21 protein-coding genes are annotated in these 26,293 nt (G+C 62.3%); 5 read left to right on the top strand and 16 right to left on the bottom strand.

Annotated elements, in window-relative coordinates:
- Window positions 1-109: 109 nt before the first annotated feature.
- From ccoP to ACTIFE_RS06290, 5 genes are all read right to left on the bottom strand, one after another.
- Window positions 110-988 (bottom strand): cytochrome-c oxidase, cbb3-type subunit III, encoded by an 879-nt coding sequence (gene ccoP / locus ACTIFE_RS06310; RefSeq protein ID WP_439528312.1) that lies wholly within the window; start codon window positions 986-988, stop codon window positions 110-112.
- Between the two features lie 3 nt (window positions 989-991).
- Window positions 992-1,147, bottom strand: a complete 156-nt coding sequence (locus tag ACTIFE_RS06305) for a cbb3-type cytochrome c oxidase subunit 3 (RefSeq protein ID WP_439528311.1) — start codon at window positions 1,145-1,147, stop codon at window positions 992-994.
- Window positions 1,148-1,157: 10 nt separating this feature from the next.
- The gene (ccoO, locus tag ACTIFE_RS06300; RefSeq protein WP_439528310.1) at window positions 1,158-1,892 is read right to left on the bottom strand and encodes a cytochrome-c oxidase, cbb3-type subunit II; all 735 of its coding nucleotides are present in this window, start codon (window positions 1,890-1,892) and stop codon (window positions 1,158-1,160) included.
- 13 nt (window positions 1,893-1,905) lie between these two features.
- The gene (ccoN, locus tag ACTIFE_RS06295) at window positions 1,906-3,561 is read right to left on the bottom strand and encodes a cytochrome-c oxidase, cbb3-type subunit I (RefSeq protein WP_439528309.1); all 1,656 of its coding nucleotides are present in this window, start codon (window positions 3,559-3,561) and stop codon (window positions 1,906-1,908) included.
- A gap of 224 nt (window positions 3,562-3,785) precedes the next feature.
- Window positions 3,786-4,871 (bottom strand): AbrB family transcriptional regulator, encoded by a 1,086-nt coding sequence (locus ACTIFE_RS06290; protein WP_439528308.1) that lies wholly within the window; start codon window positions 4,869-4,871, stop codon window positions 3,786-3,788.
- A 140-nt stretch (window positions 4,872-5,011) separates the two neighbouring features.
- Between ACTIFE_RS06290 and hemN the strand changes: the two genes are divergently transcribed.
- Window positions 5,012-6,376, top strand: coding sequence for an oxygen-independent coproporphyrinogen III oxidase (gene hemN / locus ACTIFE_RS06285; protein WP_439528307.1), 1,365 nt, complete (start codon window positions 5,012-5,014; stop codon window positions 6,374-6,376).
- Between the two features lie 205 nt (window positions 6,377-6,581).
- Here the strand turns inward: hemN and ACTIFE_RS06280 are convergent, their stop codons facing one another.
- From ACTIFE_RS06280 to mscL, 6 genes are all read right to left on the bottom strand, one after another.
- The gene (locus ACTIFE_RS06280; RefSeq protein ID WP_439528306.1) at window positions 6,582-7,295 is read right to left on the bottom strand and encodes a Crp/Fnr family transcriptional regulator; all 714 of its coding nucleotides are present in this window, start codon (window positions 7,293-7,295) and stop codon (window positions 6,582-6,584) included.
- Between the two features lie 298 nt (window positions 7,296-7,593).
- Window positions 7,594-7,932 (bottom strand): response regulator, encoded by a 339-nt coding sequence (locus ACTIFE_RS06275; RefSeq protein WP_439528305.1) that lies wholly within the window; start codon window positions 7,930-7,932, stop codon window positions 7,594-7,596.
- Between the two features lie 144 nt (window positions 7,933-8,076).
- Window positions 8,077-8,691, bottom strand: a complete 615-nt coding sequence (locus ACTIFE_RS06270) for a response regulator transcription factor (protein ID WP_439528304.1) — start codon at window positions 8,689-8,691, stop codon at window positions 8,077-8,079.
- Between the two features lie 48 nt (window positions 8,692-8,739).
- Entirely contained in the window at window positions 8,740-9,867 is a 1,128-nt protein-coding gene (locus tag ACTIFE_RS06265; protein WP_439528303.1) for a two-component system sensor histidine kinase NtrB, read from the bottom strand.
- 144 nt (window positions 9,868-10,011) lie between these two features.
- Window positions 10,012-11,187, bottom strand: coding sequence for a pyridoxal phosphate-dependent aminotransferase (locus ACTIFE_RS06260; RefSeq protein WP_439528302.1), 1,176 nt, complete (start codon window positions 11,185-11,187; stop codon window positions 10,012-10,014).
- A gap of 157 nt (window positions 11,188-11,344) precedes the next feature.
- Window positions 11,345-11,770, bottom strand: coding sequence for a large-conductance mechanosensitive channel protein MscL (mscL, locus tag ACTIFE_RS06255; RefSeq protein WP_439528301.1), 426 nt, complete (start codon window positions 11,768-11,770; stop codon window positions 11,345-11,347).
- Between the two features lie 251 nt (window positions 11,771-12,021).
- On the opposite strand from mscL, the gene ACTIFE_RS06250 reads away from it, so the two are divergent.
- Window positions 12,022-15,546: a NahK/ErcS family hybrid sensor histidine kinase/response regulator gene (locus ACTIFE_RS06250; RefSeq protein ID WP_439528300.1), complete on the top strand. Its 3,525-nt coding sequence runs from the start codon at window positions 12,022-12,024 to the stop codon at window positions 15,544-15,546.
- A gap of 6 nt (window positions 15,547-15,552) precedes the next feature.
- Here ACTIFE_RS06250 and ACTIFE_RS06245 read toward each other — a convergent pair whose 3' ends face one another.
- Both ACTIFE_RS06245 and ACTIFE_RS06240 read right to left on the bottom strand, forming a co-directional pair.
- Window positions 15,553-17,955: a putative bifunctional diguanylate cyclase/phosphodiesterase gene (locus ACTIFE_RS06245; RefSeq protein ID WP_439528299.1), complete on the bottom strand. Its 2,403-nt coding sequence runs from the start codon at window positions 17,953-17,955 to the stop codon at window positions 15,553-15,555.
- A gap of 172 nt (window positions 17,956-18,127) precedes the next feature.
- The gene (locus ACTIFE_RS06240; protein ID WP_439528298.1) at window positions 18,128-18,796 is read right to left on the bottom strand and encodes a response regulator; all 669 of its coding nucleotides are present in this window, start codon (window positions 18,794-18,796) and stop codon (window positions 18,128-18,130) included.
- Between the two features lie 358 nt (window positions 18,797-19,154).
- On the opposite strand from ACTIFE_RS06240, the gene ACTIFE_RS06235 reads away from it, so the two are divergent.
- Entirely contained in the window at window positions 19,155-20,111 is a 957-nt protein-coding gene (locus ACTIFE_RS06235) for an alpha/beta hydrolase (RefSeq protein ID WP_439528297.1), read from the top strand.
- A 72-nt stretch (window positions 20,112-20,183) separates the two neighbouring features.
- Complete coding sequence (locus ACTIFE_RS06230; protein WP_439528296.1) at window positions 20,184-21,053, top strand: acyl-CoA thioesterase; 870 nt, start codon at window positions 20,184-20,186, stop codon at window positions 21,051-21,053.
- Window positions 21,054-21,080: 27 nt separating this feature from the next.
- Here ACTIFE_RS06230 and ACTIFE_RS06225 read toward each other — a convergent pair whose 3' ends face one another.
- The 3 genes from ACTIFE_RS06225 to ACTIFE_RS06215 all read right to left on the bottom strand — a co-directional run bounded on the left by ACTIFE_RS06225 (window position 21,081) and on the right by ACTIFE_RS06215 (window position 24,074).
- Window positions 21,081-21,656 carry a hypothetical protein gene (locus tag ACTIFE_RS06225; protein WP_439528295.1) on the bottom strand — a complete coding sequence of 192 codons (576 nt, stop codon included), beginning with the start codon at window positions 21,654-21,656 and terminating at the stop codon, window positions 21,081-21,083.
- A 96-nt stretch (window positions 21,657-21,752) separates the two neighbouring features.
- Entirely contained in the window at window positions 21,753-22,373 is a 621-nt protein-coding gene (locus tag ACTIFE_RS06220; protein WP_439528294.1) for a 2-hydroxychromene-2-carboxylate isomerase, read from the bottom strand.
- A 72-nt stretch (window positions 22,374-22,445) separates the two neighbouring features.
- Complete coding sequence (locus ACTIFE_RS06215; protein WP_439528293.1) at window positions 22,446-24,074, bottom strand: cisplatin damage response ATP-dependent DNA ligase; 1,629 nt, start codon at window positions 24,072-24,074, stop codon at window positions 22,446-22,448.
- Window positions 24,075-24,258: 184 nt separating this feature from the next.
- Between ACTIFE_RS06215 and ACTIFE_RS06210 the strand changes: the two genes are divergently transcribed.
- Window positions 24,259-26,277 (top strand): DEAD/DEAH box helicase, encoded by a 2,019-nt coding sequence (locus tag ACTIFE_RS06210; protein ID WP_439528292.1) that lies wholly within the window; start codon window positions 24,259-24,261, stop codon window positions 26,275-26,277.
- Window positions 26,278-26,293: the final 16 nt, after the last annotated feature.

The raw sequence follows: 26,293 nt of genomic DNA, 5'->3' as shown, positions 1-26,293 counted from the left end.
CGGCAGGCCGACCCGGCTCTTGCTCGTAGCTGTCACTCTAGCCCGGTGCCGGTTGGCCGGCCTTGAGGCCGATCAACCTGCGACACCGTGTCAAGTGACAGGCTTTTCCTTACTCGCCGCCCCCGAAGGAATGGACATAGACGGCAAGGGACTTCACCGTGGCCGGATCAAGACGGCCTTCCCAGGCCGGCATGACCCCCACGCGCGGGTTGTTGATCTGCGCCTTGATGGCTGCCAGGGACTTCCCGTAAAGGTAGGTGGTGCCCACCAGGTTCGGCGCACCGAACTCACGCAAGCCCTTCAGGTCTTCACCATGGCAGGCAGCGCAGTTTTCCTGATAGACGACTTCGCCAGCTGCCAGATCAACGCCGGCTTCGGTTTCAAGACCAGCTTTCGAGGCAACGAAATTCGCCACCTGGGTGATCTGGTCCTTCTCGAGCAGTTCATCGCGGCCGTAAGCCGGCATTTCGCCGATACGGGCTTCGTCGTGACCCGAGCGAATGCCGTATTTCAGCGTCGTGTGGATATCATCCAGGGTTCCGCCCCAGATCCAGCCATCGTCCTGCAGGTTTGGATAGCCAACAAACCCGGTACCGCCCGAACCGTGACAAGCCGAACAGTTGTCGCCGAAGGCGGCCCTGCCGTTCGCCATGGCAAAGTCCAGGAGGGCCGGCGTGGAGGAAATATCCTCCAGCGTGGCGTCCACCAGCTTCGTGCCGAGTTCAGCTCGTGCTGCCCGCCCGGCCTCCACAGCCGCCAATGCATCAGCGCGCTGGCTGTTGCCCATGACGCCCGTGGTATAGCTGGATAGCAGCGGCCAGGACGGATAGACGATCCAGTAGCCAATCGCCCAGACAATGCAGGCGTAGAAGACGTTGAGCCACCATTTCGGCAGAGGATTGTTCAGTTCCCTCAGGCCATCCCATTCGTGGCCCGTCGTCTCCACGCCCGAGAGCGCGTCGACTTCCTTCTTGTGCGTGTCAGTCATGGATCAATCCTCCCGAAACGGGATTTGGGCGGCGTCTTCGAACTGTTTCCGGTTCTTCGGCCAGACCACATAGGCAACCACCAGTGCAAACATGAGCACGAAGTAGAGGAGCCCCCAGGTCTGGGCGAAGGCGGCCAGCGAGGTGTAAGTCTCGTTCATCGTCGTCTCCTCAGCGCAGGTCGGCCTTGTTGTCGTAGATCGAGAAGTCCACCAGCGTGCCGAGCATCTGCAGGTAGGCGACCAGCGCATCCATCTCGGTGACGGCCTTCGGATTGCCATCGAAATCACGCACCTGAGCATTGGGATAACGCTCGAGGAACCCATCAACGCCGTCGCTGTCCGGATTGGCCTGGGCCGCCAAGTCAGCTGCCGCGCTTTCAACCATCGCATCCGTGTAAGGAACGCCGACGATAACGTTGGCCTTGAGATGGTCCGCGATACCCCGCGTCTCGACCTTGGCCTCGAGCAGGAACGGATAGCCCGGCATGATGGATTCCGGCACGACCGAGCGCGGGTCGACCAGGTGATCGCGATGCCATTCGTCGGAGTATTTGCCACCGACGCGGGCCAGATCCGGGCCCGTGCGCTTGGAGCCCCACTGGAACGGATGGTCGTACATAGACTCCGCTGCCAGGGAGTAGTGGCCGTAGCGTTCAAGCTCGTCCCGCATCGGGCGGATCATCTGCGAATGGCAGAGGTAGCAGCCTTCGCGGATGTAGATGTTGCGCCCGGCAAGCTCGAGCGGGGTGTAGGGCCGCATGCCCGTCACCTTTTCAATGGTGCTCTTCAGATAGAAGAGCGGGACGATCTCGACCAGACCGCCGATGGCAACCATCACCAGGATGCCAACCAGCAGGATCATCGAGTTCTTCTCGAAGACTTCGTGTTTTTTCCAAGCAGACATGTCTCGCCTCCCCTTATTCGGCCGGGGCCAGGGCGCCGCCCGACTGGCGTTCGGCAACTTCTGCCTCGCCATGACGCACGGTCATCCAGAGATTGTAGGCCATGATGAGAGCGCCGAGCACGAACAGGGCACCGCCAAGAGCACGGATGACGTAGAAGGGGAACATCGCATCGACAGTCTCGATGAACGAGTATTCGAGGAAGCCCATCTTGTCGTAGGCACGCCACATCAGGCCCTGCATGATGCCGGACACCCACATGGCGCAGATGTAGAGCACGATGCCCATTGTGGAGAGCCAGAAATGCCAGTTCACCAGCTTCAGCGAATACAGACCCTTCTTTTGCCACAGCCACGGAATGAGGCAGTAGAGCGCACCGAAGGAAATGTAGCCCACCCAGCCGAGCGCACCCGAGTGCACATGGCCAATGGTCCAGTCGGTGTAGTGCGACAGCGAGTTGACCGAGCGCAGCGACATCAACGGACCTTCGAAGGTCGACATGCCGTAGAAGGCGATTGACACCACCATCATGCGCAGGACCGGGTCCGTACGCAGCTTGTCCCAGGCGCCCGAGAGCGTCATCAGACCGTTGATCATGCCACCCCAGGACGGCATCCAGAGGATGATGGAGAAGGTCGCACCCAAGGTCGAGGCCCACTGCGGCAGCGCCGTGTAATGCAGGTGGTGGGGACCAGCCCAGATGTAGATGAAGATCAGGGCCCAGAAGTGTACGATCGACAGACGGTAGGAGTAGACCGGCCGCTCGGCGCGCTTCGGGACGAAGTAGTACATGATGGCCAGGAAGCCGGCGGTCAGGAAGAAGCCCACCGCGTTATGGCCATACCACCACTGCACCATCGCATCCTGAACGCCAGCCCACACGATGTAGGACTTGGTCCCGAACACCGACACCGGAATGGTGGCGTTGTTGACCAGGTGCAGCATGGCAATGGTGACGATGAAGGCGAGGTAGAACCAGTTGGCGACGTAGATGTGCGGTTCCTTGCGCTTCCACAGCGTGCCGAGGAACAGCATCAGATACGCGACCCAGACGATGGTCAGCCAGAGATCGGCATACCATTCCGGCTCGGCGTATTCCTTGCTCTGCGTGACACCGAGCAGATAGCCCGTGCCGGCAATGACAATGAAGGCGTTGTAGCCAAGGATCACGAACCAGGGCAGGATCCGGCCAGGCATGCGCGCGCGTGACGTGCGCTGGACCACATACATCGAAGTGGCGATGAGCACGTTGCCGCCGAAGGCAAAGATCACGGCAGAGGTGTGCAGCGGGCGCAGGCGGCCAAAATTGGTCCACGGCAGGTCGAAGTTCAGCGCCGGCCAGGCCAGCTGAAGCGCGATGATCAGACCGACGGTGAAGCCAGCGATGCCCCAGAACATGGCAGCGATGGAGCCAAACTTGACCGGCCCCATGTTGTAGTTCGGCTTGCCGTCGATCTCTTGCGGGATCGGCTCACCACCGTCAGTGAAATAGTTCTTGAAGATGACGAACGCACCAACGGCCGCGCAGAGCGCACCGAAGGACGTGTGGAACGCCATCACCTGGTCATATGTCTTCCCCGCCACAATCAGGCAGGCGAAGGCCAGCAGCACGAGGAAAAGCGCAAAGCCGCCTTCCTCGAGCGTAATCAGCTTGGCTTTTGAATTTGCCATTCTTCCGCCCCAGTCTTCTGTGTCGCAGGCCGAGTGCCAGCGAACCAAGGTCGACCATGCGCATGGGGACGGGCAGTTTGCGTTGATTCAAATCAACCGCTGCGAGATGCCGCAGCCACTTGGGCGAAGGCCCTGTGAAGTGCGCCGGATATGTCGCACATTGGGCCACCGGCGCACCGGCTTCCGGTGTGTTTCGTCTGTGCGGACACCGGCTTTGCGTGAAGTCAGTTCCGGTCGGTGGGGCCGTCCTGCGACTCGCGGGCAGGCCGGCCCAAAACAACCAGCGTGACCAGAGGCAGAACCAGCACCAGCGCGATATAGCGCGCAAGCTGATGTGCCGCGACATAGGCAGGGTCGAGGTCCAGCAGGAAAGCAATCAGCATCATCACCTCAAGGCCACCGGGCGCATAGGCCAGGAGCACCTGGCCGAAGGGCAACCCAAGCGCCCAGGCCACCAGAAGAGCGCCGGACACCGACACGAAGAGCCCGACAAGAAAGGCACCAACCGATGCAACGAGCAACCGGAGCAAGGCCATTGGCGTGGTGTCAGCAAACCGGGTGCCAATCATCGCGCCAAGGGCAATGAAGCAGGGAATCATCAGGGGTTCCGGCACGTGCGTGTTGAGGAGGCCACTGCCATTCAGCGCCGCACTGACAAAAAAGGCACCGGTCAGCCAGCCACCCGGAAACCGGAGGCGAACGGCTGCAAGGCTGCCGAGGACGCAAAGGGCCAGCGCCAACGCGAACTGCGGCAGCGGCGCGATTGCCGGCTGCACCAGAGCCGGGATCTGGTCCGCCGGGGTCGCGCCGACAATCACCCCTGGAAGAATGGCAACCAGAAAGAACAGGCGGATCGTCTGCGAGGCGGCGACCCGGGCAACATCGGCCTCGCGATCCGACGCCAGGGCGATGACAAACGACAGGGCCCCCGGAATTGCCGCGAAGTAGGATGTTTCCCGCGACCAGCCGGCGAAACCGCGAAGAAAGGCAAAAGTCGAAACCATCACCGCCGTGACGACCACAAACAGGCCCAGCATCGACAACGGCCAATCGCCAACCCTGTCCACCACCTCCGGCGTGACCCCGCTGCCCATCGCGACGCCAAGGAGCATAAACAGACCATCCCGCAACCCGTTGGGCACGTGGCTCGGCATGCCGATGAGCACGGCGGCTGCAACCGCAATCATCGCCCCCGACAACCAGGCAGCAGGAAGACCCGCGAGCGCAAACAGCCCACCTCCGAGTGTTCCGACGAAAAGGGTGATCAACAACGTCCGCAAGCGGACGGCAAGACTGTCTGATTTTGGCATGAGTCCGGAAACACGGCGCGAGGGGAAGGCGAAGCTATAGCGACCCTATCGCCTTTTCGCACGGGCTAAAACAAGAGCAGACGCGTCTGCCGTTGAGACAGATCAAGGCGCGCCATGCTGCCTGCTGCCATCACAGTCGCATGAGCGACAGACTTGCCCCCTATGGCACGCGCAACGTGCCACGTTACACCAGCTACCCGACCGCACCGCATTTCAATGACGGGGTTGACGGGACACTCTATGCCGCCTGGCTGCGGGACCTGCCGGCGGACACGCCGTTGTCCCTCTATCTGCATGTCCCGTTCTGCCGCGAGATCTGTCACTATTGCGGATGCCACACCAAGGCCAGCCGCAAGGATGCGCCGCTTGACGCCTATGCACACACGCTGGCCAGCGAGATCGAACTGGTGGCCCGGCACCTGGGGGGGAACCGGCCGGTCAACCATATCCACTGGGGGGGCGGCACGCCGAGCCTCCTGCCGGCAAAGCGTCTCATCGATCTTGCCGGCCTCATGCGTGTCGTCTTCAATCTGGTTCCAGGCCTTGAACATGCGATGGAACTGGACCCGCGTCATGTGACCGCCGATCTCGCCGTCACGCTGGCGGCCATCGGCATCAACCGGACCAGTCTCGGCGTGCAGGACTTTGATCCCGGCGTGCAACTGGCCATCGGGCGCGTGCAGCCCCTCGAGGTGGTGCGGACAGCGGTGGAGAACCTGCGCCGGGCCGGGCTCGATGCGATCAATTTCGACCTGATGTATGGTCTGCCACATCAGAACCGCCAGACGATCCTCAACACGGTCGCCCATACACTGGACCTGCGACCGTCGCGCATCGCGCTGTTCGGCTATGCCCATGTGCCCTGGATGAAAAAGCACCAGCGGCTGATCGACGAAGCCGCGCTGCCGACGCCGCCGGAGCGGCTGGACATGGCCAACATCGCAAGGGAGGCGCTGCTGGCCGGCGGCTATGTGGCTGTTGGTCTTGATCATTTTGCCCTGCCTGACGACAGCATGGCCGTTGCACTCGCCGCCGGCACACTGAAACGCAACTTCCAGGGCTACACGACCGACACGGGCGAAGCCCTGATTGGTCTTGGCGTGTCGTCCATCGGCCGCCTGCCGCAGGGTTATGTCCAGAATGCGCCGGATGTTGGCGCCTGGGAAAGACTGCTCGGTGCCAACCGGCTTCCTGTCCAGCGCGGCTTTGCCATGAGCGCCGAGGACAGGGCACGCGGAGAAATCATCGAACGGCTGATGACCGACTACCAGGTGGACCTCGCCGACGTGCTGGCCAGGCACCGGGTGTGCAAGGCGCGGCTTAGCGAAAGCCTCTCGAAACTGCCGCCCCTGGTGGAGGATGGCCTGGCCCTCATCGAGGGAGACATCATCAAGGTGCCGGAAGAGGCGCAGCCCTATGTCCGCGTCGTCGCTGCTGTCTTCGACGCCTATTTGGGCAAGGCTGCTGCCTCGGTCGTGCCGCCGCGCCATTCCATGGCAGTCTGACTGGGGCAGTCTACTGGAGGCAAATGATCCAGTCCCTGAACGGTTGCGAGCCGCGCCCCTGCATGGAGGGCTTGCTCACCTGCCGGCTTGCGGCCGGATCCGAGCGATGCCAGATGGCTTCACCCGCTCCGGACGGCCACACAAAAAGCCAGCCCTCGTAAGGACTGGCTCTTCTCCTGACCGATGGGGCTTTGTGTTTTGGAGGTCAGTGTCTGCCGGTGAGTTGGCACACGGCACAGACTTTGTTGAGGCGGATCTCGTCGTTGCGTTCAACGTTGATCAGGCCACGACGCTTCATATCGGAAATGACACGGCTGACGGTCTCGATTGTCAGTCCGAGATAGTCGGCAATTTCCTGGCGTGTCATGTGCAGCTTGACCTGGCGGCTGTCATTGGCCTCATCAACAGGTCCGACGCAGGAATTGGTTCCACGCTCGGGGACGAGATGCATCAGGAAGCTCGCAACGCGCTCAGTTGCCGACTTGCGACCGAGCAGGACCGCATGCTCATGCAGCGACCGCATCTGCGCGATCAGGCATTTGGTCAGCTGCCGCTGCACGGCTGCCGAGGCCTCGACCTGGTTGAGATCAAGCGAGTTGACCTTGGCATCGGTCAAGGTCTCTGCGGTGCAATCCTGCTCGCTGCCATTGGGAATGCCGAAAATATCGCCCGTGCGCAGAATCTCGACCACCTGACGGCGGCCGTCCGGCAGGAGCTTGAACAGCATGATGGTTCCACGCGCGACCTCAAAGATCCGGTCGGCAGGATCACCTTCGAAATAAACCACTTCGTGCGGGCGAAACTGCACGGACTTGGCGCCAAAGCTGCACAGTGTTGCAGAGGCTTCTCCAGTGCGGTGAACGCTCAGCTGTCCACGATAGGACACGTCCATGTCGGGAGCGCGATCAAGATAAGCCATTTTTCCCTCCTATGGCTGCCAGTCGAGGCTCGGAACTGGCGCAGAGGGTCCGTCCACCCTTTTTCCTGCGTCCCGGCTCCCCACACCCCGTCCGGTGTCCGGAACCTTCCCGATTGCTGACCGTGCCACCCTAGACCGACGATCGAAGCCCGAAAATCCGGTCGAGTGCGTAAGGTATTTTACATAACGGGAAAGAAACGAAGCCCGGATTCATTGCTTCAGCGAGAAAAGAGAGGTAGAATTTTAGAGCCAAACTAAAGAATTTGGCATCACACCCTCAGAAAAATGCGGCAACTTATCACAGATGAGGAACAATAAGCTCCTCAGACAATGGCTTTCTCAAGAACACGACTGGGCGAAGCTCTGAGATTATATTTCTGATATTCGCATTTGACTGGCCGGAAATGACGATGACGCGCGGAGGATTTCTCATTTCATCCAGCCATCGCACCACCTGGACACCGCTCAATCCCGGCAAACCCAGATCGACGATAACGACATCTCCGGCAGCTGGCGGAGCTGCCTCAAAAAACGACTCTGCATCCGGATAGCAGACGGTGTCATGCCCCACGCCGCTCAACAACGTTGCGAGCGCATCTGCAACCCCATAATCATCTTCGATGATATGCACCGTCACGAGGATCTAACTCCAGGGCGCCCGCTTCGGGCTCGCTCTCTGAGTTATACGGCTTTCTTTGCCAGAGTAACCTACGCACTACTACGAAAGTCGCCGCGCCCCAGGGCCCGGCGAGTAGTTTCCGTGCGTTGCCGGTCGCCGGTCTCAGTGTCCCAGGACGATGCGGACGAGGTCGGCGGCGTTGCGCGCACCAAGCTTTTCCATGATGCGGGCCCGGTGCACTTCCACGGTGCGCGGGCTGATCCCAAGTTCACGACCGGCTTCCTTGTTCGACGCGCCGGCTGTAATCCGGCCCAGGACCTCGCGCTCGCGCTGCGTCAGGAGCTCGGCGCCCTGGAACCCGGAATGGGCCTCAGCGGCAGCGTTTCGGGTCGCCAAAGCCGCAATCCCTTCCCGCACCCGCTCGACAACCGTGTCAGCATTGAAGGGCTTCTCAATGAAATCGAACGCTCCGCTGCGGATTGCCTCGACAGCCATTGGAATATCGCCCTGCCCGGAGATGATGAAGACCGGGGCATCATAGTGGTCAGCGCTCAGTGTCTTCAGCACATCGATACCGGAACGCCCCGGCATATGTACATCGAGAATGACGCTGGCCGGAACCTGGGACTTGACCGCTTCAATGAAGGCATCGCCGTCTGCAAAGCTGCGGACCGTGAACCCCTCCATTTCGAAGACCACCGAGAGCGCGTCGCGGACTGCCGGATCATCATCGACCACATAGATGGTCTGGCTTGCGTCCGTGTTGACGTTGCTCATGGCCATTCAGTCCTTTCACTTACGAATCAGAATACTGCGCACTTACCCTTATTGATCCGGGGCCCGCGCACTATCAATGCCGCATTCAACAGGAAGCCGAAGCACGAAGGTCGCACCCTGCCCTGTACCTTGTCGAAGCACGAGGTCGCCCCCGTGATTCTGCGCAATGGTCCTGGAAATCGCGAGGCCGAGCCCCAGCCCCTTGCGCTTGTGGCTTGAAAACGCGCGAAACAATTCCGGCACGACTTCCTTCGGCACACCCGGGCCGCTGTCGGACACGCGGAACTCGACAAACCCGTCGTCAATCGTGACCTCAAGGCGGACCTGCTTGACCTCCGAAGCCGCTACAGCTTCGCGGGCATTGCGCAGCAGGTTCACCAGAACCTGCCGGATCTGCACCGGGTCCATCGATACCGGAGGCATCCGGGGATCGATTACGGTCTGGAAGAGTGTCTCGCTGTCGATGCTGCCCAGTTCGACAAGCTCGACACAGGATTGGGCAAACGGTCCGATGTCCGTCTCTGAGCGTTCCGGCTCGCGCTTTTCAACGAGTTGCCGCATCCGCTGGATAATCTCGCCGGCACGCTCGGCCTCGCGCATGGCCTTTTCGATCACGCCAAGCATCTGTGCGTCGAGCAACTCACGGTCACGGGCCTTGCGCACAACGGCCTGCAGATAAAGCAGGACCGCCGTCAGCGGCTGATTGAGTTCATGGGCGATGGCAGCGCCCATCTCGTCGATGGCACTGATGCGGGTCATGTGCAGGAGCTGTGCCTGCGCCTGGGCAAGACTGCGCTCGATCTGCTTGCGCGGACGCAGGTCGCGCAAGATGCCGATAAACTGACGCCCGTCCGGCGTCACGGTCTCGCCGACCGACAGTTCGACCGCAAATTCAGTGCCATCCTTGTGGCGTGCCGCCACCTCGCGGCCGATGCCGATGATGCGCTTTTCACCGGTTTCGAGATAGTGCTTTACATAGCCATCATGCGCTTCAGCATAGTGGCGCGGCATGATCATGGACACATTCTGCCCAAGTGTTTCCGATGCGGTATAGCCGAACAAACGTTCACAGGCCTTGTTATAGGCCAGTACCCGCATGTGATCATCGATCACCACGATGCCGTCGACGGCTGTGTCCAGCACACCTTCGAGCCGCGCCCCTGAAACCGTCCACACTGGCTCGTCCTCTACTGGTTCCTTGCGTGGAGTTGGTCCCTCAACCATGCCCCTCGCCGCCTGCGGTTGCAGCCAATACGCCACTTGTGACGCATGAATTATAAATCTTACGGGAAATTGCGTAACTTGCCAGTGCCGTTTTCATCAATCCGCAAGCCACCTGGACAGTCTCAGCGTGCCTTCGACCAGATGGTCCTGGCGCCGGGCATAGCACAAGCGCAGGAACCCTTCGCCCGCTGCCCCGAACGCCGACCCGGGCGCCAGACCAAGCCCCACCTCGCGCACGAGATCCATCGCGAGCCGCCGGCTGTCCGGATGCGCATCCAGCCCAAAGAACAGATAGAAAGCCCCCTCCGGCTCTGCAAAGCGGCACCCGGGCAAGCCGGAAATGGCATCGCAAACGATCCTGCGACCGGCCTCGGCCCGGGCAATCTGCTCGGCCAGGAAAGCATCGCCTTGCGGCGAGAGCGCGGCGAGAGCTGCACGCTGCATAAAGGCCGCGACACCGGAGGTGGAGTATTGCACCATGTTTTCAATCACCTGCCCCAGCTCTGCCGGGGCTGACATCCAGCCGATGCGCCATCCGGTCATGGCCCAGTTCTTGGAGAACGTGTTCACATAAAGAATGCGATCGCCATCATCGGCAATGTCGTGAAGCGATGGGGCACGCCCCCTTTCGCCATAGTAGAAGCGGCCATAGACCTCATCCGAGATGATCCACAGCCCGTGTTTGCGGGCAAGTGCCAGAATGGCCAAGAGGGTCGAATGGTCAGCAACCCAACCGGTCGGATTGCTGGGCGAATTCAGAAAGATCGCCCGGGTGTGCGGCGTCACGCTGGCGGCCAGAAGGTCAAGATCGAGGGTCCAGCCAAGGGTTCCGAAATGCATGGGCACGGACACCGGGTTCCCACCGCAGATGCCCACCGCAGCGGCGATGTTGGGCCAGGCCGGCGTCGGAACAAGCACCTCGTCGCCGGCGCCGACAATCATCTGGACGGCAATCTGGATCGACTGCATGCCGGACCCGGTCACAAAGAACCGTTCGGCATCAAAGGGACGCTCATAGACGCGGGCGTGGTAATCCGCCAGCGCCTGGCGCAGCTCCGGCAAGCCACGCTGATAGGTGTAAAAAGTCTCGCCTGCCTTCAGCGCGCCTGCCGCAGCTTCACAGATGAATTCCGGCGTCGGCAGGTCACCTTCGCCGACCCAGAGCGGGATCAGGTCGGCGCGCCCGCGGGCGGCATTGACGACCTCGACAATCCCGCTTTCCGGGGCTTGTCTGGCGGCGGCGCGCAATGCGTTCAAGAGCGACTGGGTCACGAAACTGCCTTCTGCAAATCTCTGAGATGAAACCGGAGCGAAAGCCGGGCCGGCAAAGACCGGCCCGGAAAGCGACATGCGACCCCTTTGCCCGCACCACCCGGGACCGCGTCAGGCAAACACACCGCCAGTCAAGAACCAGCGATGCCACCGACCCTCACTTCTTCAGCAGGTCGCGGATTTCACCGAGGAGGACTTCCTCGCGGCTTGGAGCCGCCGGGGCGGCAGGCTTGCCCTCGTCTTCGCGGCGCAGGCGGTTGACACCCTTGACCACGATAAAGAGCGCGAAGGCCACGATGGTGAACTTCACCACGGCGTTGATGAAGAGCCCCAGGTTCCAGGTCACCGCACCGGCAGACTTGGCCGCATCAACCGTTGCGTAAGGCCCCTGGACCGCGCCTTCCTTGAGCACAAGGAAAAGCTCGGAAAAATCCACATTTCCGAGGATCAGGCCAATCGGCGGCATGATGATGTCATCGACCATGGACGAGACAATCGCACTGAAGGCCGCGCCAATGACGATACCGATAGCCATGTCGAGCATGTTGCCCTTGATGGCGAATTCCTTGAATTCCTTCAGCATGTTTTGCTCCCCATGCAGTCCAGGCGCGGCAATGCGCTGTGTGCCGCAGCCCCTCAGGTGGAAGGCTTAACACATTCTGAATGCGATCCAGAAGAGGGCCCCGCCTGAAGGCGAATAGACAGTGCCCCCGAGCTGTGGTCCGATCACCCTGGGAGGCGGCATTCGATCGGTTTGCCGTATGTGAACAACCAAAAGCGGCACTACCGCGCCCGGATCTGGACGCCAGATCGGGACAGGACACCGGGCAGACCATGCTGGATGGCTGGATCGTCACACTGACGGCGCTGGGATACATTCTGCTGCTGTTCGCCATCGCTAGCTACGGCGACAGGGCTGCGCGGCTGTGGCGCGGCGGCAAGGGGCGCCCGCTGATCTATGCGCTCTCCCTGTCGGTCTATTGCACATCCTGGACATTTTACGGATCGGTCGGAGGGGCGACGCGAAACGGCTTCGAGTTCCTGACGATCTACATCGGCCCGGTTCTGCTCTTCGCCTTCGGCTTCCCGATCCTGCGGCGGATCGTCCAGTTGTCAAAGGCTGAGAAGATCACGTCGATCGCGGACTTCATCGGCGCGCGCTATGGCAAGCACCAGACGGTGGCAGCCGTGGCGAGCGTCATCGCCGTCATTGGCATCATTCCCTACATAGCGCTGCAACTCAAAGCGATCTCACTCTCGGTCGCAACCATGATCGGCCCCTTCGGCCCTCCCGATGGTACGTCGCTGGTCACATCCTTCGGCGACATAACCCTGCTGATTGCCATCGGACTTGCTGGCTTCGCCTGGCTGTTCGGAACACGCCACATCGATGCAACCGAGCACCAGGAAGGCCTGATGCTGGCGATTGCCCTGGAGGCCATCGTCAAGCTGATTGCTTTTCTGGCCGTCGGCATCTGGGTTACCTACGGGCTTTTCGAGGGACCGCTCGACCTCGTCGCCGCCATTGCGACGCATCCGGAGACCGCAAAGGTCTTTGCCCAGCCGATTGATACCGGCAACTGGATTGCGATGACGACCCTGTCGACCATCGCTGTTCTCATGCTGCCGCGCCAGTTCCATGTGATCGTCACGGAAAACAACTCGGAGGCTGAGTTGCGCCGGGCGACATGGCTGTTTCCGCTGTATCTCGTCCTGATCAACCTGTTCGTCATTCCCATCGCCGCTGCCGGTTTGCTCACCCTGCCGGCGTCCGTCAATGCCGATACCTATGTGCTGGCGCTGCCCATTTCCGAAGGGCAAGGCCTGCTGGCCCTGTTTGCCTTCATTGGCGGCCTGTCTGCAGCCACGGCCATGGTCATCGTGGCGACGGTTGCCCTGTCGATCATGATCTCGAATGACATCGTCGTCCCCCTGATCCTCAGGCGCAGGGCGCAGGAAGAGGCGGCCGGGGCCCCGGCGCGCGACATGAGCCGGCTGTTGCTGCGGACCCGGCGCACCGCGATCCTGTTCATCCTGCTGCTGTCCTATGCCTACTACCGCGCGGCCGGCGATACGGCGGCACTGTCCTCCATCGGCCTGTTGTCATTCGCGGCCATCGCCCAGTTCGCCCCCTCCTTCGTTGGAGCGCTGGTCTGGCGCCGGGCGACCGCGCGCGGGGCGATTGCCGGCATGGCCAGTGGCTTCGGCCTCTGGCTCTACACCCTGTTGCTGCCGACATTCGCCCGGTCCGGGCTGTTCCCGGAGAGCTTTCTCGATACCGGCCCGTTCGGACTGGAGCTGTTGCGGCCGCAGGCCCTGTTCGGCATCGAAGCGGATCCGTTCCTGCATGGGGTCGCTTTCAGCCTGCTGGTCAATATCGCCTGCTATATCGGCTTTTCGCTGAGCCGGACGCCGGAGCCGGCGGAACGACTGCAGGCCAACATCTTCGTGCCGCCGGACATCCTGCCAACCCCTTCGCTGCGGCTGTGGCGCACCAATGTGACCATTGGCGATCTGAAGTCGACCGTCGCCCGCTATCTCGGTGTCGAACGCACCGAGCGATCCTTCGAACGCTACGCCCGGGAACGCGGTCTGACGCTGGACCAGAACGCCACCGCAGACGCGCAGATGCTGCGCTACTCCGAACAGCTTCTGGCCTCGGCCATCGGCGCGGCCTCCTCGCGACTGGTGCTGTCGCTGATGCTGAAGCGACGGGATTCCAACATCAAGGGCGCGATGAAGCTGCTGGACGACGCCTCCGAGGCGATCCAGTACAACCGCGACCTGCTGCAGACCGCGCTCGATCAGGTCCGGCAGGGCATCGGCGTGTTTGACGTGAACCTGCGTCTGATCTGCTGGAACCGGCATTTCCGGGACCTGCTGGGACTACCTCCGGAATTTGGCCAGGTCGGCACCCAGCTCGATGCCATCATCCGCTTCAATGCGGAACGGGGAGAACTGGCCGGGGGGGCCACGGAAGCGGTGATTTCCGATCGGCTCGACAAGCTGGTGATCCGGCAGGAGACCTTCCAGGAGCGACTGCTCCTGTCCGGCACCGTGCTGGAAGTGCGTATCAGCCCGATGCCCGATGGGGGCATCGTCACCACTTTCACGGATATCACCGAGCGGGTGCTGGCCGAGGAGGCGCTGGCACGGGCGAATGAAACGCTCGAACGGCGGGTGCGGGAACGGACGGAAGAACTGACGCGCGTCAACCACCAGCTCGTGACGGCGACCCATGCGGCCGAAGAGGCAAACATCGGCAAGACACGGTTTCTGGCCGCTGCCGGCCATGACATCCTGCAACCGCTCAACGCCGCCCGGCTCTATGCGTCCGTTCTGGTAAACCGGTATCAGGAGGGGGACGTCGGCGACCTGGTGCGCAATGTCGAAGCGTCGCTGGAATCGGTCGAGGATATCATCGGCGCCGTGCTCGATATTTCCCGGCTCGACACCGGCGCCTTGAAACCCGAACACACGATCTTCCGGCTCGATGAAATGCTGCAGAGCCTGCGGCTGGAGTTCGAGCCGGTGGCGCAGGAAAAGGGTCTCGAACTGACCTTTGTCGCCCCGTCCCTGTCGGTGCGCTCTGACAGGCGGCTGCTGCGGCGGCTGTTGCAGAACCTCATCTCGAACGCCGTCAAATACACCAGTCGGGGCAAGGTGCTTGTTGGCTGTCGCCGGCATGCGGGCCGGGTGGTGGTGGAGGTGCATGACACCGGGCTCGGGATTCCGGCCTCGAAGCAGAAGGCGATCTTCCTCGAGTTTCACCGTCTCGACGAAGGCATGCGTGCGGCCAAGGGCCTCGGGCTCGGCCTGTCCATTGTCGAGCGGATCAGCCGCGTCCTCGATCATCCGGTAACCCTGCGCTCCCGCAGTGGCAAGGGATCGTGTTTCGCAGTGGAACTGCCGACGGCCGCTGCGCTGCCACAAACCATCCTGCCCCCGGAACCTACCGCCATTCCCGGCCAGTTGGACGGGCTGCTTGTGTTGGCCATCGACAACGAGCCCAACATTCTCGACGGCATGCGGCGCCTGCTAGAGAGCTGGAACTGCACGGCGATGACGGCTGCGAATGACGTAGAGGCCATTGAACGCATTGCAGAAGCCGGGCGGGCGCCGGATATCATGCTGGTGGACTATCACCTCGATCAGGGCAACGGCATCGACTGTGTTGTGCGGTTGCGCTGGAAGTTCGGCGCAGATATCCCGGCGATCCTCATCACCGCCGATCGCAGCCGTCCGGTGCGCGCCGAGGCGCAGGACCGGGACATCGCACTGATCAACAAGCCGGTGAAGCCGGCAGCGCTGCGCGCGCATCTGGCCCGTTGCCGGGCCGAACTCCTGCCCGCTGAATAGGCCAGATCAGGCCGAAGCCTGGCGGGCGGGCGTTGAGGGCAGCATTTGCGGAAAGTCAGCAGCGGGGCGGCCAAAGTAGTAGCCCTGAAGGGTGTCGCATCCCATCAGGCGCAGCATTTCGGCCTGGGCCTCGGATTCAACGCCTTCAGCGGTCACTTCCATGTCGAGGCTGCGCGCGAGAATGATGACCGCTGAAATGATGGCAATGCTCTCGCCGCCGCGCCCGATCTCGGCGACGAAGGACTTGTCAATCTTGATGCGGTCAAATTTGTACTGGCGCAGATAGGACAGGGACGAATAGCCGGTGCCGAAGTCGTCCAGTGCAATGCGCACCCCAAGGGCTGCAAGCTCTGCCAGCGTAGTGGCCGTCGAGCCGAAGTCCTGGATAAGGACCGATTCCGTGATTTCGAGAATCAGGCGCTGCGGCGGCAGGCCGGAAGTGTCCAGAGCCTGGCGCACCGTATCGACCAGGCCGGGCGCTGCGAACTGGAGGGGAGAGAGATTGACGGCAATGTCGATCTGAGGATCGGCCGCCATGGCGCGACGGCAGGCCTCCTGCAGGACCCAGGCGCCGATCGGCACGATCAGACCCGCTTCTTCAGCCACCGGTACGAACAGGGAGGGCGGAACGGTGCCGAAGCCTGGATCCTCCCAGCGCAGAAGCGCTTCACAGGAAACCACTTCGCCGGAACGGGCCGAGACGATCGGCTGGAACGCCAGCGACAAGCCACCGCGCTCGAGGGTATAACGGAGCGCATTTTCCAGCTCGCGCCGTTCCCGAACCTCGCGCTCCATCTCCACTTCGAAATACAGCGCCCGGCCACGGCCAGCGCGCTTGGCCCGGTACAGGGCAATATCTGCAACCCGCATCAGGTCTTCGATGGTCTCGGCGTGCCCCGGAGTGGAGGCAATGCCAATGGTGGCCCCGATTGCGTGCCCGCCATGTTCTGTCGTGATCGGCTGGTCAAGGATCTCGATCAGTTGCGTCGCGAGGCGTTCGGTTTCCTCCCGGCAGGAACTGACATGAAGCACGGCAAACTCATCACCACCGATGCGGGCCAGATCCGCCCGGCCATCGCAGACCGTCTTGAACCGTTGCGCGACCCGGTTGAGGATCTCGTCGCCGACCGGATGGCCCCGCGTGTCATTGATTGCCTTGAAGTTGTCGAGATCAACCATCAGCAGGCTCAGCGTGGTTCCCTCGGCATACGCTTCCGCCATGGCGTCCTGGGCGCGCGAGAGCAACCAGTTGCGATTGCCAACGCCGGTCAGGGCATCATGTTCGGCCATGTAGGTGACGAGATCCTGCGCCCGGCGGGATTCGGTGATATCCGACCCGACGCCGCGATACCCCTTGAAGCGTCCGCGTTCGTCAAAGGCAGGACGCCCGGTCAGGGCCCACCACCTTGCCTCACCCCGGATCTTGACCGGAACCGGATGCTCGCGGAACGCCTGACGGTGCTCCATCAACTCCGCCAATATACCCCAGCCATTGGCCGGATCCTTGGCTCCGGCAAGCATCTCGCTCAGCCGCCGCCCCTGCAGGGCTTCCGGCGGCAAGCCGCAGACTTCACTGAACCGGCTGGAAGCGCGTTGCAGAACCCCGGCCGAATTGGTCTCCCACAACCAATCGCTGGACGACTGCTCAAAGTCATTCAGCAGCAGATGAATGACTTCACCGCGTCGATGCAGTTCTGCCTCGACCATGAAACGGGTCACGAACAACCGGGACGTGGAGATCACCGAGCCTATGACGATCATGCAGTAGGTCGCGAGCAGGACCAGGATCGACAGGGTCACCGGCGTGTCCTCGACCACCAGCGTGCAGGCCGCAGAGATTGCGATGACCGCAACCCAGGTAATTGCGGCGGCCGGAACGGTTGCCAGAACAAACCCGCCCGCGCAGATCATCCCGGTGGTGATGCAGGCAATAACCAGAAACTTCGACGGATCATCCGTCATCATGACGCCCAGCGGCCCACAGGCCCACAGGGCCGCCAGAATACCCGAATGGTATGTCGCCGCCCGTAACGCGCGCGGCGAGGCCGCGATAATCGGCCTTTTCAGATTGCTCCACCAGGATCGCAGCCCGAACGAGAGGACCACGAGAACAGCCGCGGCCCAGGTCAGTGCGAGCCAGAACGGGAATGTTCCCGCCAGCGCCAGGAACAGGATCACGAGATTGAACAGGTTGGCAAAAAAAGTGTAGGGCGCCAGCCGGAGGATTGCCCCGACCTGCGCCGCATGGACACGGCGCGTCAGGGCCTCGTCACCTGCCGAGCCGCCGAAGGCGACAGCAAGGGCTTGCCGCTCGACCATACTCTCCTGATGGCCCGGTAAAGCCGGGTCGGGAAAGATGTTGCGCAACCGGGTCAACACCCCGGTACCGCCCTTGAACCAGTTGACCATTCCACCCCGACCACGCCTTTGCGCATGGACCCTTGTTCTGTTTCCCCAAGGTCAGGTGTACCGCACCTGTCATGAATGGCGGGTAAAGTGGATTGGCAAATGCGGATTAATGGTACCGGCCTTGCAGCGGCAACGAGTTGCTCTCAGTCCGATCGCTCACCCGAGCAAGAGATCAAACAGTGTCATTATCGGTAATCTGCCATTGGCCGGCCTCGATCTTCGAGGCGGCGATCACGGCCTGGGTTCGGCTTTCCACGCCCAGCTTCTGCAATATGGCCGAGACATGTGCCTTGACGGTCGCCTCCGACACCGACAGTTCGTAGGCAATCTGCTTGTTGAGCAGACCTTCCGACAACATCATCAGGACCCGGACCTGTTGCGGCGTCAAGGTCGCCAGACGGCGAACCACATCGGCACCTTCGTCGGGGGTCGTGACATCCACATCGGCCGGTGTCCAGACATTGCCCTGCATGACAGCGGCGATCGCCTCGCGAATGACCTCGATGCCGCGCGACTTCGGGATGAAGCCCGAGGCGCCAAATTCGATGCTGCGGCGGATCGCGCCGGCTTCCTCGTTGGCCGACACGATCACGACCGGCACCGATGGAAACTGCGCCCGCAAATACATCAAGCCGGAGAACCCGCGCATCCCGGGCATGGTCAGGTCCAGTAAGACGAGATCAACATCGTCCTCGCCATCAAGCTGGCCGGTCACATCCTCCAGGGCACCGGCTTCAACAATCTGTGCGCCGGGATATTGCATCTCGAGGGTCTGGCGCAGCGCACCACGGAAAAGCGGATGGTCATCCGCAATAATGAACTGGTAGCTGGTATCTGCCAAAACCCTCTGCCCCCCTTGTGGCCTGCTTTTCTTCCAACCGGGCGCTTGCTGCGCAAGGCACTTGCACATTGCCCCTGCACAGTGCCCCAGCTCCGATCATGGCCGACCTTTGCATGCACCTCTGCTCAAGGTGGATGCATATCTAAAAAAGGCCACCGCATCGCTTCGCGGACCGGCCTCCTCCCGCAACCGCAAAGCGCGGCAGATTATGTTGCCAGCGCGCCACATGCGCAAGCCTCGCGGACAAGGTGCGCGCAGGCTTTCTGTCTGAAGCTCTTGGGATATCGGAGCGACCGGCTTGGCAGTTGGAAGGCCAAGCTCTAGCCTCGACATGCTGATGCCAGATTTGCGAGGCCGCATGTTCACACTCGACCCATCCGTATTTGATCCCGCAGCGGCAACGGAGGAGACACGCGCCTTCAATCATGATCTGTCGATCCGGCTCGCCGCCCTGCCCGATCAGTGGAGCTTTCCCCCGCAGGTCGTCCGCGAACGACGGGAACAGGGGCTTGGGCCATTCCCGCCACCTGAGAGAAGCCCAAGAGCCGTCGACCGGGTCATCGATGGCCTGCATGGTCCGGTAAAGCTGCGGATCCTGAAGCCGCTCGGCGAGATTTGCGGAGCCTTCCTGCATATCCATGGCGGCGGCTGGACCTTTGGCGGTGCCGACCTCCAGGACGCCCGGCTCATCGAACTCGCCGACCGCACCGGCCTGATCGTGATTTCTGTTGACTATCGCCTCGCCCCTGAACACCCGTATCCCTGCGGACCAGACGATTGTGAGAGTGCCGCGCTCTGGCTCGCAGGACCCGGCAGCGCCGAACTCGGAGTGTCGCGACTGGCCATTGGCGGCGACAGTGCAGGCGCGAACCTGGCCGCTGCAACGCTGCTGCGGCTGCGCGACCGTCACCAGATTTCGCCCTTTCGTGCAGCTGTTTTCATCGCGGGCTGCTTCGACCTGCGCCTGACGCCAAGCGCCCGCACCTGGGGGAGTGAGAAGCTCGTCCTGAACACCCGAGACCTCGACATGTTCGTGCGCCACTACCTGAGCCACGGGCATGATCCGGCCCAACCGGACATCTCGCCCCTGCTTGCAGACCTTAAAGGTATGCCGAGGGCACATTTTACGGTTGGCACTCGCGACCCCCTGCTGGACGATACGATGTTCATGGCAAGCCGGTGGATCAGCAGCGGCAACAAGGCAGAAATCCGCATTTTCCCCGGCGGATGCCATGTCTTTCAGAACTTTGGGCTCTCTATTTCACTAGAAAGCAACAATCTCATTGATAATTTCCTCAGGGTAAGTATGCAGTGATGCTGGTTGAGTCGTGTCCAGGTCTCGACCGCTTCGTATTTTCCTGCATAGAGAAATGGAACTGCCCGGACCATGCCAGCTCACGATACACTGCTGTCGCTCGTCAACGCTTGGGAGCTTGACGAGAACGCCCATCTCAATGTGCAGTTTTACTTTTCGCGCTTCGAGGAATCCGAACGTCAGTTTCGCCTTCTGACCGGTTTCAGCGAATCTCTTGTCGGGGCGCGGCGGGTCCGGCATGTCCGCTACCATCACGAAGCCCGATCCGGAACCTTGTTGCGTGTCAGCGCCTATGTCTGTTTCGATGGTCCGCATATTCTCACCGTCGTCCATGAAATGCGCGATGCCACCAGCGGCACGCTGATCGCCACCGCGATTGACGGCTATAATCCTGCTCTTGAAGCGGCCCGTACACTGCGAGCCCGGTTCAAGGACAGCCAGGGCCCCATGCCGGAAGCCGCCGCCCCGCGCGGGCTCTCGGCGACACCGGCAAGCCTGCGCTCAACGTTGGACGGTATCCTCGCAAGTGGAGCCGAGGTCAGTCACCGGGCCACAGTCCTGTCGCGACATCTGGGTGCGGACGGCAAGGCAGACGACGGCTTTGCACTGGGCTGCTTCACCGAAGCGGCACCTTTCGTGTGGGAACGTACACCGCTGAACCGGGCCACGCTGGCTTCGATGCAGGCCGGCCGGGTCGCCGTGGAAATGAAACTGTCCTGGGCAGGGCCGATCAAGGCCGGCGACAGCGTCATTGTGGCGAGTGGCATCACCGGTTGCCAGGCCAGTACCTTTTCAATGCGCCATCACCTGTTCGAAGCGCGGACCGCGCGTCTTGTTGCGCTGTGCGATGCCGTCGTGCTGCCCATGCACCAGGAAACGAGAAAGGCTATCCAGCTTGGCGCGGAACAACGGGAAGCGATCCTGCGCATCAAGATGGACTAGAATGTCTGCCTTCGGGGGAGAAGGCGGTCAGGGACGCGCGGTTCCGTCCAGATCCTGTTGGAACTCGCGCATCAGGCCGAAAAACCGGCGCATGGCCATTTCAGTGAAGCCGAGCACTTCCTCCAGTTCCTTCTCGTCCTTTTCGGACAAGCGCGGAGTGCGCAGGGGCTCATTTTTAGGTGTCTCGGCCTTCGGCGCGTCCTGTTCCGGTTTGCCGGTCAGGGGCATCGGGGTTGCGCCATCGCTCGGGGTCATGCCCAGACTGGCGAGCCGCGCCTTCAACTCCGTGACTTCCGCAGACAGGCGTTCGATCTCCGCGAGATAGGCAAGCTCGGCATCGGGCGCGGGTGAACAACGCCAGACATCGTTCAGCTTCTTGCAGGTGCTGATATCGCCCAGGCGTCGGTCGAGGCGCAGATACTCGCCCTCGACTTCAACCAGTGCAAAACGTTGCGGGTCGTCGCCAGTCACCAAGGCAGGCGCTTTCAGGGCCTGTCCCTCCGCCGAGACGGCTGTGAGACTGACGAGGACGAGCAGCAGAGCCACGCCGCTGGCGCGCGCAACTCGTTTTCCCTGAGATGCCAAAGGGCTGATCCGTGCCATTGCAACACTCTCCAAACGCGCTTGCCACTCACTGCATCGAGAGCGCGAGATTGAGCATAGCTGTAACGCATGTCTATGTCGAAAGGACGGCGGGAATTACACAGGCTTGTAGGGCGCGCGCATGCTGACCAGCGCATCGGCCAGCAGATCGAGACGATCCTGTCCCCAGAACGGCTCGCCGTCGAGCACGTAACAAGGCGATCCGATCACCCCGAGTTCGACAGCGCGGGCCTGGTTTTCCGCATAGACCGCCTTGATTTCTGCGCTGTCCGCCAGGTCCAGCATCTGCTCGCCATCGGCTCCGACAGCATCCGCCAGCGCCTTCAGGCTGGCGCGGTCGTTGAGATCGCCGTCCTCAGCCCAGATATGGCGGAAGGCCTTGTCCGAAAAGGCTGCGACCGGCCCACCCTGCTCAATAAGGGCGAGCGCGCAGCAATCCGCGAGGGTCGGATCAGCGGGAAAGTGGCTCGGGTGAATGTTCAGCGGCAGATTGCGCTTGTCGCGCCAGCGCTGCAACTCGATCAACCGGTAAGCCTGACGAACCGGGTGACGCTTGGCCAGCGGCATGCCGCCCGAGGCATCAAAGACCCCGCCGAGATTGACCGGCCGAAACACGACGGTTGCCCCATGCAAGGTCGCCAGATCCAGAAAAGCTGCATGGCCGAAATAGGCCCAAGGAGAAACGTGCGTATAAAAATACTCAATCGTCACCGACATACAGATTCTCCCAGGGCTAAGGCGCCAGTCCTACGGCGGCGACAGTGTCGGGATTGCGCGATCAAAAGCAAGTCACGCTCGCGTGGCGGACAAGAGCGCCTCCAGCGCTTCGATATGGTCGGCTTCGGCAGGCAACTTGTCCCAGCGCAGGCGCGACACGCGCGGAAAGCGCATGGCAAGGCCGGATTTGTGCCGACTTGACCGGTTCAGCCCTTCAAACGCCACTTCCAGCACCAACCCCTTGTCCGGCTGACGCAAGACCTCCCGGACCGGACCAAAGCGGCCGATCGTGTTGGTCCGAACGAACTTGTCGATCTGCAGCAGTTCCTCATCCGTGAAGCCGAAATAGGCCTTGCCGACGGGCACCAGTTCAGCCCCGCGCCAGACGCCGAAGGTGTAGTCGGAGTAGTACGATGATCGCTTGCCGTGACCGCGCTGTGCATACATCAGCACCGCATCGATCAGGAACGGATCACGCTTCCACTTGAACCACTCGCCTTTCGGGCGACCTTGCACATAAGGCGCCAGCGCGCGTTTCAGCATTACACCTTCGACCGCCGCCGCATCGGCGGGAGACAGGCGGGACGACGGCTCGGCCCTGACTGCAGCCAATTCGGTCCAGTCGCGAAAGGGGATCAGCGGCGAAAGATCGGTTCGCGGTGACTGCAGCCGCTGCAACAGCGCCTCCAGCCGCGCGCGGCGTTGCAAGAAGCCGAGGGGCCGCAGATCCTCGCCATTCTCCGACAGGAGATCATAGGCCCGGATCGCGACGGGCAATGACTGCATGAGCTTTGCATCTGCAGTCTTGCGGTTCAGGCGACGCTGCAACTCGGAGAAGGGCTGCACCTCGCCATCGCGAACCACCAGCAACTCGCCGTCGATGGCGCCATCAAAGCACAAATGCTCAAGCAAATCGGGAAAGGCCGCAGTGATATCGTCACCGGAACGCGAATAGAGCCGGCGATGCCAGACCCCGCCCTCCTGCCCGGCGGCAGCTTGAATGCGGATGCCGTCCCATTTCCATTCTGCGACGAAATCCGACGGCGGGAGCAGATCGAAGTCCTTCGCTTCATCAAGGGGATGGGCCAGCATCGGCGGTCGGAATGGAGCCGGATCGCGGCTCTCCGGCTTTCCGGCACGGCCTTCGATCCAATCGAAAAGCGAGGCAAATGGCGGCTTCAGCGTGTTCCAGACATCCTCGATCTCGTCGACGGATACAGTGCCAAGTTTGGACAGGGCCGTCTTGGCAAGACGGGCCGATACACCAACCCGCAAGCCGCCGGTCACCAGCTTCAGCAAGGCCCAGCGGCCGGTATCATCCAGGCTGTCAAGCCATGCCGTGATCAGACGCGGGGCATCGGCGCGACCGGCCGCGCTCAATTGCTCCACCACCTCCGACAACCGGACAGCGGCCGAACCGGCCGTGCCAGGCGCGGGCCACATCAGGGCAATTGTCTCGGACAGATCGCCGACAAAATCATAGGACAGGGCAAAAAGCACCGGATCCGAACGTTCGCTGACCAGGGCCTTCAGCAGCGCCGGCTTGGCCGTGCGAAAGGACAACGTCCCGGTGAGCGCAGCGAGGGCATAGCCGCGATCAGGATCCGGCGTGCGCCGGAAATAGTCCACCAGCAAGGCCTCACGGGCATTGCGGGAACTCTCGAAGGCGAGACTGTCGAGCAGGCGGGCAAAGGCTTCCATGGGCGCATCTTAGAGCGCTGGACCGGCGCGGAAAGGCCTCCGCGCGACAATCTCAACCAAAGACGCAGCTTTATCCGCTCTTTGGTGGACGGCAGGCGCAGTTTGAAGTATAGGAGCAATTGAAAAATCTGGCCGGCCCTTGCGGTAGTATTCCGCTCGCCCGCCCCCTTCACGAAAGACACGCATGATCGATACAAACGCCGTCTCTCCGGCGCTGGCCTCCGCTTTGGCGAAGCGCGGCTACTCCAGCCTCACCCCCGTGCAGGAGACCATTCTCTCCGAAGCTCCTGCCGAGGCTGACCTGCTGGTCTCCGCACAGACCGGCTCCGGCAAGACGGTTGCCTTCGGCCTCGCCCTCGCTCCGACGCTGCTGGGCGACAAGGACAAGCTGCCCCAGGCAGGCCTGCCGCTGGCTCTTGCCATCGCACCGACCCGCGAACTGGCGCTGCAGGTCAAGGCCGAACTGACCTGGCTCTACGAAGAAGCCGGAGCGCACACGGCCTCCTGCGTCGGCGGCATGGACCCGCGCGCAGAGCGCCGGACCCTGGAGCGCGGCGCGCATATCGTCGTTGGCACCCCGGGCCGCCTGCGTGACCACATCGAGCGCGGCGCGCTTGATCTGTCCGCGATCCGGGCCATCGTTCTCGACGAGGCCGACGAAATGCTGGACCTCGGCTTCCGTGAGGATCTCGAGTTCATTCTCGACGCCGCCCCGCAGGACCGCCGCACGCTGATGTTCTCGGCGACCGTGCCGAAGCCGATTGCCGACCTTGCGCAGCGCTACCAGCGCAACGCCGTGCGCCTGACCACCATCAACGCCCGCGAGCAGCATGTCGACATCGACTATGTCGCCATGCCCGTAGTACCGAACGAGCGCGAAAACGCCATCATCAACGTGCTGCGCTATCACGAAGCCCAGAAGGCCATCGTGTTCTGCGCCACCCGTGAAGCTGTCAACCGGCTGACCTCGCGTCTTGGCAACAGGGGCTTCTCCGTTGCCGCGCTCTCGGGTGAACTCAGCCAGGCCGAGCGCTCCCACGCGCTGCAGGCGATGCGCGACGGCCGGGCCAGGGTTTGTGTGGCCACCGACGTTGCCGCGCGCGGTATCGACCTGCCGAACCTGGATCTGGTCATTCACGCTGACATGCCGACCGGCAAGGCCGGCCTGCTGCACCGTTCGGGCCGCACGGGCCGCGCCGGGCGCAAGGGCACCAGCGTGGTGATCGTTCCCTTCACCCGCCGGCGCACCGCCGAGCGCCTGCTGCAGACGGCCGGCGTCAAGGCCGAGTGGCGGGAGGCCCCGTCGGCCAATGCCATCCGCGCCCAGGACAAGGCACGCCTGCTTGCCGATCCGGTGCTGGCCGAGGCTGCCGAGGAAGAAGATCTGGACATCGCACGCGAGCTGATGGAGGTGCATGGCGCCGAACGGATCGCAGCGGCGTTCGTCCGCCTCTACCAGTCCCGTCTGCCTGCTCCCGAAGAGCTGACCGAGGATTCCTTTGAGTCGCGCGGTGGTCGCGGCGAACGCGGGGAACGCGGTGAGCGGTTCCAGCGCGATGAGGATTTCGGCGGCGCACGGTCGCAGGAGTTGCGCAACAAGTTCGAGGACGGCATCTGGTTCCGCCTGTCGCTGGGTCACAAGCATCGCGCCGACCCGCGCTGGCTGCTGCCAATGATCTGCCGCGCCGGTCATGTCACCAAGAAGGAAGTCGGCGCCATCAAGATTGGCGGCACCGAAACCCTGTTCGAGATCGACGGCAGCCATGCCGAGAAATACGCCGAGGTTATCCGGCGTGATGGCTCGGGCGAACGTGGCGTGTCGATCGAAGTGACCGACATGCGCGCGGGTCAGGTCCCGGCCTTCCGCGAGAACAGCCGTGAACACGGCGACGGCCGCAGCCGCTACGAAAATGCCCGCGAACGCTCTGGTGGCCGTGGTGGCTTTGGCGGCGGAGCCGGTGGCCCGGCCAAGCGTCGCAGGTTTGAAGACGACGAGCCGCGTCCGACGCATCCCGCTTTCACGCCGATGGACGAGGCTCCGCTCGCCCGTGGTCCGAAGAAGGCCAAGTCCGGACCGGACGGTGACTTTGCTCCGCGCAAGAACAAGCCCGCGTTCAAGGAAGGCGGCTTCAAGAAGCCCGGCAAGGCTGGCCCCGGTGCTGCTGCCGGCCTGAAGAAGAAGCCGAAAAAGCGCGACGCCTGAGACCGCTTCCCAAGCA

Source organism: Pannonibacter sp. (assembly GCF_051860505.1).
Lineage (GTDB): Bacteria > Pseudomonadota > Alphaproteobacteria > Rhizobiales > Stappiaceae > Pannonibacter.
This window is presented reverse-complemented; position numbering and strand designations above follow the sequence as displayed.